Raw genomic sequence first — 19,115 nt, forward strand, 5'->3', positions numbered from 1 at the left:
TCGACGGGTGTTGTTATGGTGGGCAGTTTGCCGAGCGCACAAGGCGGAACCTGAGGGTTCCCGGCGGCAAAAAGTTTCTTGGAAGTATGTGGTGACTCATCGGTCACATTTCGGCCGACGGTTTGATTCAAGCAGGGGGGCGACCGTTGCGCAAGTACCTGTCGGAAAATTGTTCGACACTTCTGCCCAGCGGTAGCGGGATCAGATGAGCTGGATTTCCTCAAGGCTCAAGGCGCGGTATTGGCCCGGCTCGAGATGAGGGTCCAACATCAGCGGGCCCATGCGCTCGCGGTGCAGGCGCAGCACCTTGTTATCGAAGTGGCCGAACATGCGTTTGACCTGGTGATAACGCCCTTCGACGATGCTCAGTCGCGCTGATTTTGGCCCCAGCAACGTCAGTTCGGCTGGCTGAGTGGTGAGGTCTTCGAAGGCGAAGTACAGGCCCCGGGCGAAGGTGTCGGCGTATTCAGCCGTGATGGTTTGCTCGGTTTCGACGTAGTAGACCTTGGGCAGCTTGGTCTGCGGTTGGGTCAGGCGCCGTGACCAACTGCCGTCATTGGTGATCAGCATCAGCCCGGTGGTGTTGAAATCCAGGCGTCCGGCGATGTGCAGGTCGTCCTTGTCCGGTTCGTCCAGCCAGTCGAGGACGGTGGGGTGTTGCGGATCGCGAGTGGCACTGACACAGCCGGGCGGCTTGTGCAGCATGAAGTAGCGCGCCGGTCGGCCGGCCTGCAGCACTTCGTCGTCGACTTCGACGCGACTGAATTCACGTACCGGTGCATGGGGATCGTTGACGGTCTGGCCGTCGATTCTCACCCGGCGCTCCACCAGCAACAGGCGCACTTGTTGGCGATTGAATCGCGGCAGATTGCTGAGGAAACGGTCGACGCGCATGGGCAGTTCAGGCAGGGCAGCGGAGGGTGGGCATCTTACGCGATCGGCTGGGGCTTGGCGCGCAACTGGGCTTCGACCTGGGCGCAGCGCGGGCACAGGCAGGACTGATCACGCAGCTCGGCTGGCAATGCTTCGAGCACGGCCGGGTCGATGCTCACGCCGTAACACCAGCAGGCCCGGTCGGCGGTTCGTGGGTCGGCCAGGGTGCAGTCGTTGGTGCCGCCGCAGGCCGGGCAAAGATCGGGTTTATTCATAACTGGAGTGAGGCATTTCCACGCAGATTCGGTTGCACCCGGTTTGTCGGGCGCGTTGAAGCGCATGATCGGTCCGCGACAGCAGGCTGTGCAAGGTGTCTTCATCCTGCAAGGTGGTGAGGCCGAGGCTGACGGTGATCAGCAATTGTTTGCCGCTGCAGAAATAGCGTTGCTTTTCGATGTGCTGACGAATTTTCTCTGCGATCTTCAGACCGGTCTGTCCATCGGTGTCCTTGAGCAGGATGACAAAGGCTTCGGCGCTCCAGCGACAGACAATGTCCGAATGCCGCAGGCTCTGGGTCAGGTCGCGGGCGAACGCGGTCAGCAGTTGGTCGGTGGCGATGTGACCGTGGGTGGTGTCCAGCCGTTTGAAGTCGTCCAGCTCCACCAGCAGCGCCGTCAAGGGTTTGGGCTCGCGCTGGGCTTCGTGCAGGGCTTGCACGGCCAGCAGGTCGAAGCCACGACGGTTCGGCAATTCGGTCAGGCTGTCGAGGGTGGCCTGGGCGTCGATGCGCTGTTGGTAGTTGTTGATCAGCTGACAAAGAATGGCCAGGACCGCCAGCGTCACGAGCACGCCGATCAGCAGGTTCACGTACAGCGTCTTGAGCATGTGGTCACGCACAGAGGCATGGGCTGCGTAATAACCCAGCAACGCAATGATCAGGAAACCTGTACCGAGCAGCGCCACCACCGCCAGGAGCGGCTTGCGCTGGGAATACAACGGCGAACGGAGCGACATGGCGATTCCCTTGGCACAGACCCAATGAAGTCAGTTTAGTGGCCTTGTGGGAAAAGACATTCGGATTTGCCGGTTTGCAAGATCGTGGCGAGGGGATTTATCCCCGTTGGGCCGCGAAGCGGCCCCAATGCATTCTGTCTGATACACCACGCCGACAGGTTTTGGGGCTGCTGCGCAGCCCAGCGGGGATAAATCCCCTCGCCACAGGGCTGTGTTTACTCAAGGGTCGTTAGATAAGCCCGCCATCCCCCCAGATGGCTGATGTCCTGCGCGCCCTCCAGGCCATACGACTCACAGATGAATCCACTTTCCCAGCGCCCATCGGCCAGTTGCACCTTGCCCAGCCCCAACGGTGCGGGAATGCCAGTCAGGAACGAGCCCAGTTCACTGCTCGGCAGCTCCCAGACTTCGACCTCGATCGCCACGCCGCCTTCACGAACCCGAACCATGCCGGGACGCAAGGGAGGGCCACCGGCCAAGGCATGGAGACGGTAGTCCGGCGAGCTTTGGGTGGCCTCGATCAGACGCGCACCGCGTTGCTTGAGCTGCCAGTTCAGCGCCAACCCGTCCAGGTGTGCGCCACATACCACCAGTCGCGCCCGATCATGGCGAGCCGGATGGACGGGAACGGGCAAGGTCTTGTCCTGTTGACGCTGCAAGGCATCGGCCACGCTCAAAAGGTATTGATCGGTGAAGGCTCGACCGAACAGCGTCACACCCCAGGGCAAACCGTTGGCCATGAACGCGCTGGGCATGGCGACGGCGGCGTAGTCCAACAAGTTCATGAAATTGGTGTAGTAACCCAGCTCCGAGTTGCGCAACACGGGTTCGGCGGCCAGTTCTGCGAGGGTCACCGGCCGGCCGATGGTCGGGGTGAGTACGCAATCGAGCGCGTCCATGGCCCGGTCGCATTGGGCTTTGAGCGCTTGCAAGCGGTAGCGGGCGCGGAAGGTTTGTACGCCATCTACCGTAGGTGCTTTCGCCAATACGGCACGGATGACGGGCAGTACGGCGTCGGGCTCGCGCTCCATCAATGGGCCGGCAACGCTGTAGCGTTCGGCCACCCACGGGCCTTCATACAGCAGCCGCGCCGCTTCCAGGAACGGCGACAGGTCCAGTTCCACGGCTTCGCCACCCAGACGTTCGAGACGCTCAATGGCATCCAGAAACAGCTGCGGGCCTTCAGGACAGCCGAAAAATGCCAGGTCCTGTTGGCGCGGCACACCGAAGCGAAAGCGCCGGGGCGTGCCGAACGCGGTGCCATCGTTCCACTGCGGATTGTGGCGGCTGTAGTCGTCACGAGGGTCTGGACGGGCCGTCAGCGCCAAGAGCTGGCTGGCTTCCTTGGCCGTCGCCGTGAAGGTCGTGACGCAGTCCAGCGTACGACAGGCCGGAACCACGCCCGCCGTGGAGATCAACCCCAGGGTGGCCTTCAACCCCACCAGATTGTTCAGCGCCGCTGGCACCCGACCGGAACCGGCGGTGTCGGTGCCCAAGGCAAAACTTGCCACGCCCAGGGCCACGGCCAGCGACGAGCCGGCGCTCGAACCGCCTGCCGGATAGTCGGGCAACACGCTGTTGCGGCAGGCGCCGTAGGGCGAGCGAGTGCCATTGAGCCCGGTGGCGAATTGGTCGAGGTTGGTCTTGCCCAGGGGGATCGCGCCCAGTGCCAGCAACTGCTCGACAATGGTGGCCGAACGGTCCGGTACGTAGGCAAATGCCGGACAGGCTGCGGTGGTTGGAATGCCGGCCAGGTCGATGTTGTCCTTGATGGCAAACGGTACGCCGTACAGCGGCAGGCTCTCCAGGTCGCGGCCTTCCAACGCGGCCAGGTAGGGTTCCAGTTCCGCGGCCGTCAGCAGGTGGATAAACAGGTGATAGTCCGGGTTCAGCGCCGCGGCTTTTTCCCGCAGGTCCAACAGCAATTTCCGAGGCGTCAGTTCGCCGCTGCGGTAGGCATTACGCAGGTCGTCCAAGCGAAGCGAAAGGTTCATGGTCTTAATCCTTTGATTGAGTTCAGTCACGTTCCAGCACCACGACGCGCTGTCCGGCGCGCACCGCCGAACCGGGCTGGACGCGCACCTCGCGTACCACCCCGGCCACGGGTGCCAGCACCGGGATTTCCATCTTCATCGACTCCAGGATGACCAACACATCACCGGCGGCGACCCGAGCGCCAACCTTCACCTGAACCTGCCAGAGGTTGCCGGCGATGTGGCTGTCGACGCTCAGTTGACCGTCAGTCAACTGCGCATCTTCACTCGGCGCGATAGCCGGTTCTTCACTGTCGAAGTGCGCCTGGCCACTGGCGATCCAACGCTCACGCTCAGCGTCAAAGGCGCCTTGTTGCTGGCGGCGGAACGCGGCGATGCTGTCAGCCTCCTGGGTCAGGAAATGCTGGTAGTCAGCGAGGTTGAGCTGGCTGTGCTCGATCTCCAGGTCGAATCGGCCCAGGGGGAAGTCCCGACGGATGCGCAGCAGTTCGTCGGCGCTGACCGGGTAGAAGCGGATCTGGTCGAAGAACCGCAGCAGCCAGGGTTTGCCGTCGAAGGCGGCGACGTCTCGATAACGGTTCCACATCTGCAACGTGCGTCCGACGAACTGATAGCCGCCAGGCCCTTCCATACCGTACACACACATATAGGCGCCGCCGATGCCCACCGAGTTTTCCGCGGTCCAAGTCCGGGCCGGGTTGTACTTGGTGGTCACCAGTCGATGGCGCGGGTCGAGCGGCGTGGCGACCGGTGCGCCGAGGTAGACGTCCCCCAGGCCCATCACCAGGTAGCTGGCATCGAACACCGTGCGTTGCACCTCATCGAGGTTGGGCAGGTCGTTGATGCGCCGGATGAACTCCAGGTTGCTCGGGCACCAGGGCGCGTCCTTGCGCACCGTGGTCATGTATTTTTCGATGGCCAACTGGCAGGCCGGATCGTCCCAGGACAGCGGGAGGTGGACGATGCGCGACGGCACTTGCAGGTCCTGCGCGGCGCACACCGCGTCCCATTCACCGGCGACGATGCGCAGCAGATCGGCCAGGGGCATTTGCTCGGGTTGGTAGTGCACTTGCAGTGAGCGAATGCCCGGCGTCAGGTCGATCACACCGGCCAGTTGCTTGTGTGCCAACGCCTGCATCAAGGCATGGGCGCGAAAGCGCAGCACCAGGTCCAGTTCGGGGGCGCCGATTTCCAGCAGCAGGTGGGTGTCGCCAGACAATCTCGCCACCAGATGCGTGTCTTCCTGGCCGATATCCAACACCACAGGCGACGCGATCCCCTGTGGGAGCGAGCTTGCTCGCGATAGCGGCGGAACATCCAGTATTGAGGTGACTGACTGACCGCTATCGCGAGCAAGCTCGCTCCCACACTTGTCCCATTTCAGGGCCAGTGAGCGGGCGGTCAATATATCCACCGGCACGAACCGCACCTTGTCCCCGGCCTTGAGTTGCCCCAACTGCCAGAGGTCCGCTTCGATCACCGTCACCGGGCAGACGAAACCGCCCAGGCTCGGGCCGTCGGGGCCAAGGATGACGGGCATGTCGCCGGTGAAGTCCACGGCGCCGATGGCGTAGGGGTTGTCATGGATATTGGAAGGGTGCAGCCCGGCCTCGCCGCCGTCGGCGCGGACCCATTCGGGTTTCGGCCCGATCAGGCGCACGCCGGTGCGGCTGGAGTTGAAGTGCACCTCCCAGGCCGTGTCGAAGAACGTCTGGATGTAGCGCTCGGTGAAATATTCGGGCGCGCCGTGGGGACCGTAGATCACGCGGATCTGCCGCACGCTTGGCAGTTCCAGGATCGGCGTGCGTGTTGGCGGCAGTGTCGTGTGCTCGTCCAGCGGTACCAGGTGCAACACGTCGCCGGTACACAACGCTCGTCCGCCGTGGCCGCCAAACTGGCCAAGGGTGAAGGTGCTTTTACTGCCCAGGTAATCCGGCACTTGCACGCCGCCTTGCAGGCACAGGTAACTGCGCGCCCCGGCGCCAGAAATGTTGCCGATCGCGAGGGTGGCGCCGGCAGCAATCGACAACGGTGTATTCATCGGCACCGCTTCACCGTCGAGCGAGAGGGCAATCACCGCACCGGTCACCGCCACCCGGGCAGCGCAGTTGAAACGCAGCAGCGGCCCGTTCATGGTGATTTCCAATGCCGCCGCACCTTCTTCGTTGCCCAGCAGGCGATTGCCCAGGCGCAGGGAACGGCTGTCCATCGGCCCCGACGGCGGTACACCCACGGCCCAATAGCCGAGGCGGCCGGGATAGTCCTGAACGCTGGTCTGGGTGCCGGGGCTGAGCACTTCAACGGTGTTGGCACGATAGACCAGCGCTTCCAGGCAGCGGGTCCAGGGCTGGCCGCTGGCAAACGGTGTGTCGAGGAGAATCTGTTGCAGGTATTGGCGGTTGGTCTCGACGCCGTACAGCAGGCTTTCGTCCAGCGCTTGATACAAGCCCAGGCGTGCCTGCTCGCGGGTGGGCGCCCAGCGAATGACCTTGGCGATCATCGGGTCGAAGTAGGGCGGGATCTGGCAACCGGCCTCGACCCAGGTGTCGATGCGCAGTGCTTTGCCGTCGGCCAGGGGAAATTCCACGGCGGTCAGCAGCCCCGGGCTTGGTTGGAAATCCCGGCCGGGGTCCTCGGCATACAGGCGTGCCTGGATCGCGTGGCCCTCGGCTTTCAAACCTCGGCCCAGCTCGCTCAGTGGCGGTAAGTCACCGGCCGCCAGTTGCACCATCCAGCGCACCAGGTCCACGCCCCACACCTGCTCGGTGACGCCGTGCTCCACTTGCAGGCGGGTGTTCACTTCCAGGAAATAGAAGCGCCCCGCGTCGCTGTCGAACACGAATTCCACGGTGCCGGCGCTGCGGTAGTTCACGGCCTGGGCCAGTTGGATCGCCGCTGCGCAGAGTTCGTCGGCCATGCCCTCGGGCAGGTTCGGCGCCGGGGTTTCCTCGAGGACTTTCTGGTTGCGCCGTTGCACCGAGCAATCGCGCACGCCCAGGGCGATCACCTGGCCCAGGCCATCGCCGAATACCTGCACTTCAAGATGCCGCGCGCGTTCGATGTACTTTTCGATGAACACCCCGGCGTCGCTGAAGTTGTTCTGGCCCAGGCGCTTGACCGCTTCGAAGGATTCGCTCAGATCGGCGGCGCTGCGGCACACGCGCATGCCGATTCCGCCGCCGCCGGCGGTACTTTTGAGCATCACCGGATAGCCGAGCTGTGTACCCGCCAAGAGCGCGGCGTCGAGGCTGTCGAGCAGTTCGGTGCCTTCGAGCAGCGGCACACCGTGCCGGCGCGCCAGGTCGCGGGCGGTGTGCTTGAGACCGAACACACGCAATTGCTCTGGCGTCGGACCGATGAAGGCAATCCCGGCAGCCTCGCAAGCTTCAGCGAAGGCGGCGTTTTCCGAGAGAAAGCCATAGCCGGGGTGGATCGCGGTCGCGCCGCTGCTTCTAGCAACCGCCAAAAGCTTGTCCACCGCCAGGTAAGTACCGGCCGCCGCGCCTTCGCCCAGGCAGTGGGCTTCATCGGCCTGGAGGATATGCAAGCTGGCGGCGTCGGCCTGGGAATACACCGCCACGCCCTCGACCTTCAGCTCACGCAAGGTCCGCAGGATGCGGCAGGCGATGGCGCCACGGTTGGCGATCAGGATTTTTTCGAACATGGCATTACCCCTCAGGCATGCGTGCTGCCTGAACTGGGATGCGGGCCGTCCCGCAGTTTTCGATGGCCAACGGGGTCGTCCCCGTGAGCGAAACCAAAGCCCGGATGTCCCCCAGTGGGAGCGAGCTTGCTCGCGATAGCGGCAGTACATCCAACCTTGATGTAACTGACAGACCGCTATCGCGAGCAAGCTCGCTCCCACAGGGGATCAGGACGTTACTTGATGCACTGCCCCGACCGGCTCTGGCACAACGCGAACAGCCAGCGGCGCAGGCGGGTGAGTTTCAGTTCCATATCAAGAGCTCCGCTGGCGTGGGGTTGTAGGCGTTGCACGGGTTGTTCAGTTGCGGGCAGTTGGAGATCAGGACGATCACGTCCATTTCGGCCCGCAGGTCGACGTATTTCCCTGGTGCCGAGATCCCGTCTTCGAAGGTCAGGCCGCCATCGGCGGTGACCGGCACGTTCATGAAGAAGTTGATGTTCGGCCCGATGTCGCCCTTGCCCAGCCGACCGTCGTGGGCGCAGGCCCGCAGGTAGTTGTCGCGGCAGCTGTGCATGTAGCGTTTTTCCAGGGCATAGCGCACGGTGTTGCTTTCCTGGGCGCAGGCGCCGCCGAGGGTGTCGTGGCGCCCGCACGTGTCTTCGACGATGGTCAACATCGGGTGGCCGAGGTTGGAATACAGCACGCTGCCGGTGCTCAGGTAAACGCAGTTCTGCCGGCGCAAGGTGCGTTGCACGTCGTAGCGTTCCTTTGGGTTGGCCAGGCTGTAGAACAGCGTATCGACCGCCTGGTTGCCTTCCAGGTCGAGGATGCGCAGGGTCTGGCCCTTCTTGACCTCCACCAGCCAGGGTTCCCCGGCGGGGATGGTGGCGCGATAGATGGCGGCGTCAGGCTGCTTTTGTACGGTGGCGATGGCGAGTGACATGGCGGCGATCCTCAGGCGAACAGGCGGTCGGTGTTGATGAAGCCGCGCTGGTTTTCCGGGCGCGAATGACGGCAGTGCTCGGCGACGCTGGCGTCGGCGTTCATCCAACTGAGCTTGAGCGGTTGTGGCGCGTATTGCGGGTTCGGGTCCATCGGGTGTTGCAACGCGGTCAGTACCACCAGGGTGTCCATCGGGGCGTACAACTCGATGTAATCACCGGCCTTGGAATGGCCTTCGACGAAATGAAAGTGGCCGGCCTCATCGACGTTGACCCGGCTGAACAGGTTGAGGGTCATCAGCAGGTCGGACAGGCCCAACCCCCATTTGCCCAGCTCCACCAGCAGGTTGTCGGTGCCGTTGCGAAAGAACCCGTTGCGCAGTTCCTGATAGCGGCCCTGACCGTATTTTTCAGCGACTTCCTCGGCGCAGAGCACGCCGCCCAGGCTATCGCTCCAGCCGCAGGTGTCGGCGGTGATGGCCGCCAGCACCCGTCCCATGTCGGAGTAGAGGCAATGGCGGGCGGTGAGCTTGGCGGTGTGTTGGCATTTGAGGCTGTCGGGCAGGTTCAGGCGTTCGGTTTTTTCGTTGGCATTGAGTAGCGTCAGGCTCACGTTGGCCCCGCCGCGCAGATCGGTCAGGCGCAGCAGTTGGCCGCGCTTGAGCACGAAGGAACGGTGGCCGCCGCCGGGCAGCAGTTCTTCGGCGAAGGGCGTAAACAAGCGGGTCGAGTCGGTCATGGAAAAACTCCTTTCAAGCGATACGCAATGTGCCGGCCAGTTCGGCGGGCAGGACGTCGACGGCGGCACGGGCGGTGCGGCGGTCGCTGTTCAATGGAATGTCGTAGGTAATGCGTGCGCCATAGGCGCCGGGGGCGTGCGGGTCGACACGGACCTTGTCGAACACCAGCAGGCGCGTGCCGAGGCTGAAACCTTCGCTCAGGTCATGGGTGACCATGAACACCGTCAGCCGGGTTTCGCGCCACAGCTCCAGCAACAGGCTGTGCATGTCTTTGCGAATGCCCGGGTCGAGGGCGCCGAAGGGCTCGTCCAGCAGCAGGACACGCGGCTTCATGATCAATGCCTGGGCGATCGCCAGCCGTTGTTGCATGCCCCCGGACAGTTGCGCCGGGTATTTATCCAGCGCATGGCCCAGGCCGACCTTGTCCAGCAGTTGCGCGGCGTCTTCGCGGGCCTGGCGCTTGGCGCTGCCGAACAGGCGGCCCAGCAGCGGCGAGCGCGGCAACTCCAGGCCCAGGGTCACGTTGTCCAGCACGCTCAGGTGCGGGAACACCGAATAACGCTGGAACACCACGCCCCGGCTGGCATCCGGTTCGCCGGCCAAGGGCTCGCCGTCCAGTAGAATCTGTCCGCGGCTGGCGCGTTCCTGGCCCAGCAGCAGACGCAGGAAAGTCGACTTGCCGCAACCCGAGGCGCCCACCAGGGTGCAGAACTCACCCTCGGCGACCTTCAGGTTCAAACGCTCCAGTACCACCTGGTCGGCGTACTGTTGCCAGACGTTGTTCACCGTGATGAAGCTCATGCCTTCGCCCCCTCGTACCAGGGGAACGCTTGCCGGGTCAGGCGCTTGAGGCCCCAGTCCATCAGCCAGGCGAGCAGGGTGATCCACACCACGTACGGCAGGATCACGTCCATCGCCAGGTAACGACGCACCAGGAAAATCCGATAGCCCAGTCCATCCGTGGAGGCAATGGCTTCGGCGGCGATCAGAAACAGCCAGGCCGAACCCAGCATCAGCCGCAGGGAAATCAACAGGCGCGGCAGCAATTGCGGCAGTACCACCCGTAGCATCAGCGTCCAGGTCGACGCGCCGAGGGTCTGGGCCTTGATCAGCAGCTCGGATGGAATTTCCCGGGCGCGTTGTTCCAGGTCGCGAGCCAGGCACGGTGTGATACCAATCACGATCAGCATCACTTTCGACAGTTCCCCCAGGCCGAAGACGATGAACAGGATCGGCAGGATGGCCAGCGGCGGCACCATCGACAGCACGGTGAGCAGCGGCGATAACGGTGCGCCAAACAGTGGCAGCGTTCCGGCAGCCATGCCCAGGCATAACCCGGCCAGGGCGCTGATGCCCAGGCCGATGGCCAACCGGCGCAGGCTTGACGCGGTGTCTTGCCAGAGCAGGTATTCGCCACTGCGGGCATCTGGTGTGAAGGCCAGGCGTTCGACCGCATCGGCCATTTGCACGGCACTGGGCAGGAGCTTGTCGTTGGGGTTGTCCGTCAACCGTTCGGCCGAGCCCATGAAGTAGGCAAACAACACCAGCGCGAAGGGCAGGATCACCAGCAACAAGCGGCTGGGACGATCCGGGTAGCGGTTGATCAGGCGCATGCCAGGTCCTCCGGTTTACAGCTTGGCGTCGGCGGCCAGCTGTACGTAGGTCGGGTCGAAGCGCAGCTTGAGGTTGGCCTTGTCGCCGCGGGTCACGCCATTGGCGAACGTCATGCCGACCGCGTCGGTGCTCTTGGCGCCTTCGCCCAACAAGCCATGCTGGAACGAGAACTCGGCCACCTTGCCCATGGTGGCGGGCAGTTGCTCGCTGGTGGCGAAGCTCAGGGCTTCCTTGGGCGTGGCGAACAGCTTGGTGGTGTCCAGTTGCGCCTGGAAGCCGGCCAGGTCGGTGCCCGAGGCTTTGGCCATGTGCTCCAGCGCTGCCTTGCTGCCGGCGTTTTTCGCGTTCATCAGGGCGACCACTTCAAACCAGGCGCCGGTCAACGCTTTGCCCAGGGCTGGGTTGTCCTGGAGGGTCTGGGTGTTGACCACCATCATGTCCATGATTTCGCCGGGAACCTGGCTGGAATTGAACACTTCGCTCACGCCTGGCTGGGCTTTGATGTCCGAGAGCATCGGGTTCCAGGTGGTGACGGCCTTGACCTGGTCGGTGTTGAAGGCGGCGGAGATATCGGCGTCGGAGGTGTTGACGACTTTCAGGTCTTTCTCGGCGAGGCCAACGGAATCCAGGGCGCGGGCCAGTAGGTAGTGGGACACCGACAGTTCCACCAGATTGACGTCCATGCCCTTGAGGTCGGCGACTTTCTTGCCTTCGCCCTTGAGGACGATGCCGTCGTTGCCGTTGGAGAAATCACTGACGATCAGCGCGGTGCTGTCCACGCCACCGGCTGCGGGAATGGTCAGGGCGTCCATGTTGGTCATGGTGCAGCCGTCGAACTGACCGGCGGTGTACTGGTTGATGGATTCGACGTAATCGTTGAGCTGCACGACATCGATCTTGATGCCGTATTTTTTTGCCCATTTATCGACGATGCCTTGGCTACCGGCGTATTCCCAGGGCATCCAGCCGGCGTAGATGGTCCAGCAGACGCTGAAGTGGTCTTTCTGGGCGGCGGTGGACGAGAAGCTCGCGAGGGCCGAAAGGGCGGCGAGGAGCAGGGCGGACAGACGAAGCTTGAGCATGGTGGTTCTCCAGTTGATCAAGGGCGGACAGGAGCAACGCGGCACCGCGAACGGTGGCTTGTCTCCCGGGCTTTTGTCCCGCCGTGTAACCTCAACTGGAGGTCGCCAACTCTCGGACCAGCCACTCGCCAGAGGCGAGCCGGAACCCTAGTCAGCCATTGCAAATTGTGGTGCCGCGAACCTGTGATGACTCCTGCACGGAATTGTTAAAGCGAGAGCCGTGCCAATTCGGGCAAAGGCCCGGGCTAGAGAGCGTGGGTGTTGAGGAGGGATGTTTGAGGGCGGATTTGTGCATGCTTGTGGTGCCGTCGCGCACCGGAAGAGGGCGACGAGCGACATGTTTCCAGTTGTTGCCACATCGCACCAGATTCCGATTTTGCTGTCTGAATATGCGTCAGTCACACAACGTTGACTGCCGCCTATCAGCGTCGCTGATGTGGCCCATCCGCGGTCCAGGAGGCCGCCATGTATCGACGACTGCTGCTCATTGCGTTTCTCGGTTTGACTCTTTCGGCCTGCGTGCCTTATTACGACGGAGATTCGAGCTACTACCGTTCCGAGGTCTACACCTCACCGGCGCCGGTCTATTACGGTGGCGGGAGCTATTATTCGGCTCCGCGTGGCTATTACGCCCCGCGGTATTACCAACCGGCACCGCGCTATTACTCGGCACCGCGCTACTACCAGCAGGGCCCACGCTACTACTCGCCACCGCGAGCGGCGTATCGGTCTTATCCACATCGGGGTGGCTGGGACGGCCGTGACCGGGGTGGTTGGAATGACGACCGACGGGGTCGAGGCGGGCGTGATCATCGAGGACGCGGTGGTCATGACGGAAGGGGCGGTCACCGCTGATTTCAGGCAACAGAAAGCGGCGCATAAAGCGCCGCTTTTTTGTGCCTGCCATAAACCCGATGGGATAACCCTTGTGGGAGCGAGCTTGCTCGCGATGACGTCGTGTCAGCCGACATTGAGGTATCTGATATACCGCTATCGCGAGCAAGCTCGCTCCCACAGGGCACTCTTTCTGGCTCGTTACTCGTTGGACAAATCCGCCAACGGATGCCGGCCTTCCCATGCCTTGTGGAAGTGCGCCTCGACCGCCGCTTCGGGCACATGGTTGATGTCCGGCCAGTGCCAACGGGGTTTGTGGTCCTTGTCGATCAGCCGCGCGCGCACGCCTTCGCTGAATTCCGGATGACGACAGCAGTTGAGGCTCAAGGTGTATTCCATCCGGAACACGCCGGCCAGGGACAAATGCCGGGCCCGGGCGATCTGTTCCCAGACCAGATAAGCGGTCAACGGCGAGCCTTCGGTCATGGTCCTGGCGGCCCGGGCGATCAGCGGATCAGGGTGTTCCACCAGCAGGCTGAGGGCTTTCCAGGCACAACCCACGTCGCTGACATCCAGCCACTCATCAATTTGCGGCCGCCGCGGTAGCCATTGGGCTTCGGGCAGCTGGGTGATGGCCTCCTGCTGCAAAGCCTTGAGCAAACTGTTGAGCTGCATCTCGGTCTGCTCCTGCCAGTTGAGTTGCAGCAGGCCTTCGATCAGGTCGTCCTGTTGTTCATCCAGCAAAAAACGGTCGGCCAGACCCAGGTCGATGGCGTCTTGGGCATTCATGTGGGCACCGGTCAGGCCGAGAAACAGCCCGAGCTTGCCCGGTAGGCGCGACAAGAACCAACTGGCGCCGACATCCGGGTACAGGCCGATGCTGATCTCGGGCATGGCCAGGCGGCTGCTTGGCGTGACGATGCGGGTACTGGCGCCTTGCAGCAATCCCATGCCGCCGCCCAGGACATAGCCGTGTCCCCAGCACAGCAAGGGTTTGGGGTAGGTGTGCAAGTTGAAGTCCAAGCGGTATTCCGCCGCGAAGAATTGCGCCGCCAGCGGCGGTACTTCGCCGGGATGAGCGCGGCAGGCCTCCACCAGGCTGCGCACTTCACCGCCAGCACAGAAGGCCTTGGCGCCATTGCCCCGCAACAGCACACAAACGACCTGCGGCTCTCGGGCCCAGGCATCAAGACGATCACGCAAGGCGTTGATCATGGGCAGGGACAGGGCGTTCAGGGATTTTTCGGCGTCCAGGGTGGCGATGCCGATACGGGCACCGTCGATGCCGGTGAGTTCTTCGAAGTGCAGATTCATCGTGACCTCGATCAGAAATTTGAATGTTCAGTATGACCGCTGCGTAGGAAAGTGCCGGTTCTGCGTCAGATCAATTGACAAGCTGTGTAGGCTTTCCTAGGGTGCGCCCATTGTTTTTGCTGGATGCAACCATGACTGCTGACGACCGTATCAAACTCGAACCGAGCTGGAAGCAGGCACTGCGTGCCGAGTTCGACCAGCCCTACATGACGGAGTTGCGTGAGTTCCTGCGCAGTGAGTACGCCGCCGGCAAGGAGATTTATCCACCGGCATCGTTGATTTTCAATGCCCTCAATTCCACGCCGCTGGATAAGGTCAAGGTGGTGATTCTAGGCCAGGACCCGTACCACGGCCCGGGCCAGGCCCACGGCTTGTGCTTTTCGGTGCAGCCGGGCGTGCCGACACCGCCGTCGTTAGTCAACATCTACAAGGAATTGAAGCGCGACCTGAACATCGACATCCCGAATCACGGTTACCTGCAAAGCTGGGCCGACCAGGGCGTGTTGCTGCTCAACACGACCATGACCGTGGAGCGTGCCAACGCCAACGCCCACGCAGGCAAGGGCTGGCAGCATTTCACCGACCGGGTCATCGAAGTGGTCAGCGAACACCAGCAGAACCTGGTCTTCCTGTTATGGGGCGCCCATGCCCAGAGCAAGCAGAAGCTGATCGATGCCACCAAGCACTTGGTGCTGACCTCGGTCCATCCGTCGCCGTTGTCGGCTTATCGGGGTTTTCTGGGGTGCGGGCATTTCAGTCGGACCAACAAGTTCCTCGAGCAACATGGCGAGGCGCCTATTGATTGGCGGTTGCCGCCAGTTTGAACGGTCGGCAATGAGGGCTCCATCGCGAGCAAGCTCGCTCCCACAGGGTTAAGGGCAACACAAATCCCTGTGGGAGCGAGCTTGCTCGCGATGAAGGCGCCGCGGACCATCAGGCCGAATTCGGCTTGCGCATCCAATACCTGAACAACGGCTCGGCCAGAAATAGCACGAACAGCAACCGCATCACCTGCAATGCCGTCACCAAGGGCACCGACAGTTGCAGCGTCTCCGCCGTCAGGCTCATTTCCGCGATACCGCCAGGCATCATGCCCAGCGTCAACGAACGCAGGTCCAGATGGGTCAAGGTACTCAAGCCAAGGGCTGCAAGTGTGGCGATCAGCATCGTCAACACCGTGCCGACCAGGGTACGCCCCATGAACGACGGCGCCCGACGAAAGAACTGCCGGTTGAAATGACAACCCAATCCGCTGCCGATCAACCACTGGCCGACCTGGCTGGCGCCGTTGGGCAGGCCTATGTGCAGGTCCCAACCGACGCTCACCGCCGCGCTCACCAGCAACGGCCCGAACAGCCAGGGATTAGGTTGGCGCAAGCGCTCCCAGACCCAGGCGAGCAGGGCGCCCGCCGGGAACAGGAGCGCCAGCCACAGCCAGTCCACCGTCGTGGCATGTTGCATTGGGGGGCCTTCGCCCAACAGGTACTTGAAGGCCGCCGGCACGCACAGCACCACCACCAGCACCCGCAGGCTCTGGCCCGCCGCAACACGGCTGAGGTCCGCGCCGTTGCGGGCTCCGAGGTTGACCATTTCGCCGGAACCGCCCGGCATGCTGGAGAAGAAAGCGGTGGCGCGGTCCTCGCCGGTGCGACGCATCAGCCAGACGCTCACCACACTGGACACGCTGGTGATCAGCGCGCCGAAGAAGATCAGGCCGAAGTGGCTCAGGACCTGCTCCATCACCATCGGGGTGAAGTGCAGGCCGATGCCGATGCCCACCACCCATTGGCCGCATTTACGGCCGCCGGGGATTTCCATCAACTGCCACGGCGTAAGGCAGCGCACCAGGATGATCGCCAGCAACGAGCCGACCATCCAGGGCAAAGGCCAGCCGATCAGGCTGGCCAAGTAACCGCCGGCCAGACCGACCAGCGGTGTTCCCCACCAATGCCTGAAGGTTGTTTCAGACATTGGCCAGGGCGCGACGTTGTGCGGCGCGGCGACGCCAGATTCGCAGCAACGGCAGGAACAGCATGATCGCCGTCAGGATCCAGCAACCAAAGGTGATCGGGCTGGACCAGAGGATCTCCAGCGCACCGTTGGAGATCGACAGCGCACGACGCAGGTTCTGTTCCATCAGACCACCGAGGATGAAACCCAGCAATACAGGCGACAGCGGGAACTCGAACTTGCGCAGGATGTAGCCGAAGATACCGATGCCGATCATCAGGAACAGGTCGAAGGTGGTGGCATGCACCGCATAGACACCGATCCCGGTGATGATTGCGATGACCGGTACCAGCGCCCAGTTCGGCACCGCCAGGATGCGGGTGAAGATGCGGATCATCGGGATGTTGAGGATCACCAGCATGATGTTGGCGACGAACAACGACGCGATCAGGCCCCAGACGATGTCCGGTTGTTGTTGGAACAGCAACGGGCCGGGGGTGATGTTGTACAGCGACAGTGCGCCGATCATCACCGCCGTGGTGCCCGAGCCGGGAACGCCGAGGGTCAGCATCGGTACGAGTGCGCCGCAGGCTGCGCCGCCGATGGCGGTTTCCGGCGCCGCGAGGCCACGCTTGTCGCCTTGGCCGAACGTGCCACTGGCTCCGGCCATGCGTTTCTCAGTCATGTAGGCCACGGCACTGGCCAGGGTCGCACCCGCGCCAGGCAGTACGCCCATGATGAAACCGAGCACACCGCAGCGCACGTTCACCCAGAACACCGAGGCCGCTTCCTTGAAGTTGAACATCATTCGCCCGGTGGCTTTCACCGCTTCCTGGCCGCGATGGGTTTTCTCCAGCAGCAGCAGGATCTCGCTGATGGAGAACAGGCCCAGCACCAGCACGACGAATTGAATGCCATCGGTCAGGTGGATGTTGTCACCGGTGAAGCGGTAGACGCCGCTGTTGGCATCGATCCCGACACTGGACAGGAACAGGCCGATCAGTGCCGCGATGAACGTCTTGAGGGGGCGGTCGCCGGCCATGCCGCCGAGACAGACAATGGCGAACACCATCAGGACGAAGTATTCCGCCGGCCCGAAGGCAATCGCCCATTTGGCCAGCAGCGGTGCGAACAACACCATGCCGCAGGTGGCGATGAACGCGCCGATGAACGAACTCCACGCCGACAGTGACAACGCCACTCCAGCCAGGCCTTGGCGGGCCATCGGGTAGCCGTCGAGGGTGGTCATTACGGTGGAGGCTTCACCCGGGATGTTGAGCAGGATCGAGCTGATGCGTCCGCCGTATTCGCACCCCAGGTATACCGCGGCCAGCAGGATCAGCGCCGATTCCGGCGGCAGCCCCAGTGCGAAGGCAATCGGGATCAACAGCGCCACGCCGTTGATCGGGCCCAGGCCCGGCAGCAGGCCGACCACGGTGCCAATCAAGGTGCCGGTCAGTGCCGTGACGAGGTTGTAGGGGGTCAGTGCAACGCCAAAACCCTGGCCGAGATAATTCAGGGTATCCATATCAATTCTCCAGAACGTCGAGCAGGCCCAGGGGCAGCGGAACGTCCATCACCTTGTCGAACAACAGATAAAGACCGATGGCCATCAGGCTGATGATCACCACGCTGGGTACCCAGCGACCGCCGTAGAGGCGCGCCATCGGCACGCCGATCAGGATGCTGGCAAGAATGAAGCCCAAGGGTTCGAAGGTCCCGGCGAAGACCAGCAGCAGCACCACGCAGATGCCGATTTTCTGCAGGGTTTCACGGTCCAGTTGCGGGTCGTCCTCGCTGTGCACGACGGGCGTAGGGCGAAACAGCATGTACAACAGTGCCAGGCCCATCAGTCCCAGGATCAATAATGGAAAGGCGCGCGGGCCGACCGGTTCGTAGGAAAAAGCGGCCTGGTACGGCCAGGCCATCAGCGCCAGGCCGATACAGGCCAGCAGTAGCACTGCGGCAAAAATACGTTGGATGGTGAGCATGACTAACTCCTGGGCGGCGCCGACAGTACCAGCGCCGCCGCGAGAACAGAGACGGTTACTGGATCAGGCCGAACTCTTTGGCCAGCACCTTGTAATCAGCCACTTGTTTCTTCACATAGGCATCCAGTTCCGGGCCGGTCATGGCGAACGGGAACAGCTCGCGCTGGTCACGCAGCTTGGCGAACTCTTCGGAAGCCAGCAGTTTGTCGAAGGCGTCCTTCCACCAGGCGTAGTCTTCATCGCTGACCTTCGGCCCGAGGTAGAAGCCGCGAACCACTGGCCAGAGGATGTCGTAGCCTTGTTCACGGGCCGTCGGAATGTCCTTCATTTCCGGCTCGTCCAGGCGTTTGTCGGAGAACACCGCCAACAGACGCATGTCACCACTCTGGATGTGCGGCATGGAGTCGGAGATGTCGGTACTGCCCACTTGGATATGGCCGCCGAGCAGGGCAGTGGCGATTTCACCGCCGCCTTCAAGCGCCACGTAGCGCAGTTTGCGCGGATCGATGCCGGCAGCCTTGGCGATCAACGCGGTTTGCATCCAGTCCTGGCTGCCGACGGTGCCGCCGGAACCGATCACCACGGAGCCTGGATCTTTCTTCAGGGCCTGGACCAGATCGTCGAGGTTCTTGTAGGGCGAATCGCTCTTCACCGCGATGGCGCCGTAGCTGGTACCAACGGCCGCCAGCCAGCGCACGGCGTTTTCATCGAAACGACCGAACTTGCCTTGTGCCAGGTTCAATAGCGAACCGCTGGACCAGGCCACCAGCGTACCGGCGTCGGCCGGGCGTTGGGCGACCACTGCGTTGTACGCCACCGCGCCGACACCGCCGGGCATGTAGGTGACGCGCATGGGTTTGGTCAGCAGTTTCTGGTTCACCAGCGCGCTTTGCGCCAGTTTGCACGTCAGGTCGAAACCGCCGCCCGGTGCCGCCGGGGCGATGCATTCGGGGCGCTTGGGTTCTTTGGATGGATCAGCGGCGAGCAACTGCCCGGCGAACATCAGGCATCCGGCGGCCAGGGCTACTTTACGCAGTGATAGGTTCATTGTTGTCTCCACAGGAGTTGTTGTTGTGTGTTGCAGGTTGGGTGATGCCGGAGCCTTGCGGCCCCGACAGCCGT

General features: G+C 62.8%; 16 protein-coding genes, 1 pseudogene and 1 riboswitch. Of the genes and pseudogenes, 2 read left to right on the plus strand and 15 right to left on the minus strand.

The annotated features are described in order from the left end of the window. Nucleotides 1–201: 201 nt before the first annotated feature. From ACMTA2_RS08055 to ACMTA2_RS08100, 10 genes and pseudogenes are all read right to left on the minus strand, one after another. Nucleotides 202–894 carry a pseudouridine synthase gene (locus ACMTA2_RS08055; protein ID WP_413794431.1) on the minus strand — a complete coding sequence of 231 codons (693 nt, stop codon included), beginning with the start codon at nt 892–894 and terminating at the stop codon, nt 202–204. 35 nt (nt 895–929) lie between these two features. After that, a complete protein-coding gene (locus tag ACMTA2_RS08060; protein WP_122566052.1) occupies nt 930–1,148 on the minus strand; it encodes a cysteine-rich CWC family protein in 219 nt (72 codons plus the stop codon). Continuing rightward, nucleotides 1,141–1,752 (minus strand): annotated as a pseudogene (locus ACMTA2_RS08065) (GGDEF domain-containing protein); the annotation flags it as partial. The pseudogene ACMTA2_RS08065 and the gene ACMTA2_RS08060, both read right to left, overlap by 8 nt. Nucleotides 1,753–2,102: 350 nt before the next feature. After that, nucleotides 2,103–3,881 (minus strand): allophanate hydrolase, encoded by a 1,779-nt coding sequence (gene atzF, locus ACMTA2_RS08070; RefSeq protein WP_413794432.1) that lies wholly within the window; start codon nt 3,879–3,881, stop codon nt 2,103–2,105. A gap of 22 nt (nt 3,882–3,903) precedes the next feature. Beyond that, nucleotides 3,904–7,545: an urea carboxylase gene (uca, locus tag ACMTA2_RS08075; protein WP_413794433.1), complete on the minus strand. Its 3,642-nt coding sequence runs from the start codon at nt 7,543–7,545 to the stop codon at nt 3,904–3,906. A gap of 283 nt (nt 7,546–7,828) precedes the next feature. Further along, nucleotides 7,829–8,470, minus strand: coding sequence for an urea amidolyase associated protein UAAP2 (locus tag ACMTA2_RS08080; RefSeq protein WP_175386944.1), 642 nt, complete (start codon nt 8,468–8,470; stop codon nt 7,829–7,831). 11 nt (nt 8,471–8,481) lie between these two features. Beyond that, nucleotides 8,482–9,207, minus strand: coding sequence for an urea amidolyase associated protein UAAP1 (locus tag ACMTA2_RS08085; protein WP_413794434.1), 726 nt, complete (start codon nt 9,205–9,207; stop codon nt 8,482–8,484). 13 nt (nt 9,208–9,220) lie between these two features. Beyond that, nucleotides 9,221–10,009: an ABC transporter ATP-binding protein gene (locus tag ACMTA2_RS08090; RefSeq protein WP_413794435.1), complete on the minus strand. Its 789-nt coding sequence runs from the start codon at nt 10,007–10,009 to the stop codon at nt 9,221–9,223. Continuing rightward, nucleotides 10,006–10,821 (minus strand): ABC transporter permease, encoded by an 816-nt coding sequence (locus ACMTA2_RS08095; RefSeq protein ID WP_041021088.1) that lies wholly within the window; start codon nt 10,819–10,821, stop codon nt 10,006–10,008. Before ACMTA2_RS08095 ends, ACMTA2_RS08090 begins: the two co-directional genes overlap by 4 nt. Before the next feature lie 15 nt (nt 10,822–10,836). Next, nucleotides 10,837–11,904, minus strand: a complete 1,068-nt coding sequence (locus ACMTA2_RS08100; RefSeq protein ID WP_413794436.1) for a putative urea ABC transporter substrate-binding protein — start codon at nt 11,902–11,904, stop codon at nt 10,837–10,839. Between the two features lie 60 nt (nt 11,905–11,964). Next, a riboswitch (guanidine-I (ykkC/yxkD leader) is annotated at nt 11,965–12,066 on the minus strand. 303 nt (nt 12,067–12,369) lie between these two features. Between ACMTA2_RS08100 and ACMTA2_RS08105 the strand changes: the two genes are divergently transcribed. Further along, nucleotides 12,370–12,759, plus strand: coding sequence for a hypothetical protein (locus tag ACMTA2_RS08105; RefSeq protein WP_413794437.1), 390 nt, complete (start codon nt 12,370–12,372; stop codon nt 12,757–12,759). A gap of 180 nt (nt 12,760–12,939) precedes the next feature. Here ACMTA2_RS08105 and dspII read toward each other — a convergent pair whose 3' ends face one another. After that, entirely contained in the window at nt 12,940–14,052 is a 1,113-nt protein-coding gene (gene dspII, locus ACMTA2_RS08110) for an enoyl-CoA hydratase/isomerase DspII (protein WP_413794438.1), read from the minus strand. A gap of 131 nt (nt 14,053–14,183) precedes the next feature. Here dspII and ung point away from each other — a divergent pair, with 131 nt between their 5' ends. After that, nucleotides 14,184–14,876, plus strand: coding sequence for a uracil-DNA glycosylase (gene ung, locus ACMTA2_RS08115; RefSeq protein ID WP_413794439.1), 693 nt, complete (start codon nt 14,184–14,186; stop codon nt 14,874–14,876). Nucleotides 14,877–14,985: 109 nt separating this feature from the next. On the opposite strand, the gene ACMTA2_RS08120 is transcribed toward ung, so the two are convergent. Genes ACMTA2_RS08120 through ACMTA2_RS08135 form a run of 4 tightly spaced genes read right to left on the minus strand, consistent with a single transcriptional unit; the run spans nt 14,986 to nt 19,041 of the window. Continuing rightward, nucleotides 14,986–16,023 (minus strand): AbrB family transcriptional regulator, encoded by a 1,038-nt coding sequence (locus ACMTA2_RS08120; protein ID WP_413794440.1) that lies wholly within the window; start codon nt 16,021–16,023, stop codon nt 14,986–14,988. Continuing rightward, nucleotides 16,016–17,530 carry a tripartite tricarboxylate transporter permease gene (locus tag ACMTA2_RS08125; RefSeq protein ID WP_413794441.1) on the minus strand — a complete coding sequence of 505 codons (1,515 nt, stop codon included), beginning with the start codon at nt 17,528–17,530 and terminating at the stop codon, nt 16,016–16,018. The genes ACMTA2_RS08120 and ACMTA2_RS08125 overlap by 8 nt, the downstream gene beginning before the upstream one ends. 1 nt (nt 17,531) lies before the next feature. Further along, entirely contained in the window at nt 17,532–17,993 is a 462-nt protein-coding gene (locus ACMTA2_RS08130; protein WP_413794442.1) for a tripartite tricarboxylate transporter TctB family protein, read from the minus strand. A 55-nt stretch (nt 17,994–18,048) separates the two neighbouring features. Continuing rightward, nucleotides 18,049–19,041 (minus strand): Bug family tripartite tricarboxylate transporter substrate binding protein, encoded by a 993-nt coding sequence (locus ACMTA2_RS08135; RefSeq protein WP_003198777.1) that lies wholly within the window; start codon nt 19,039–19,041, stop codon nt 18,049–18,051. Nucleotides 19,042–19,115: the final 74 nt, after the last annotated feature.

Origin of the sequence: Pseudomonas medicaginis (genome assembly GCF_965119365.1) — a bacterium.
Taxonomy (GTDB): domain Bacteria; phylum Pseudomonadota; class Gammaproteobacteria; order Pseudomonadales; family Pseudomonadaceae; genus Aquipseudomonas.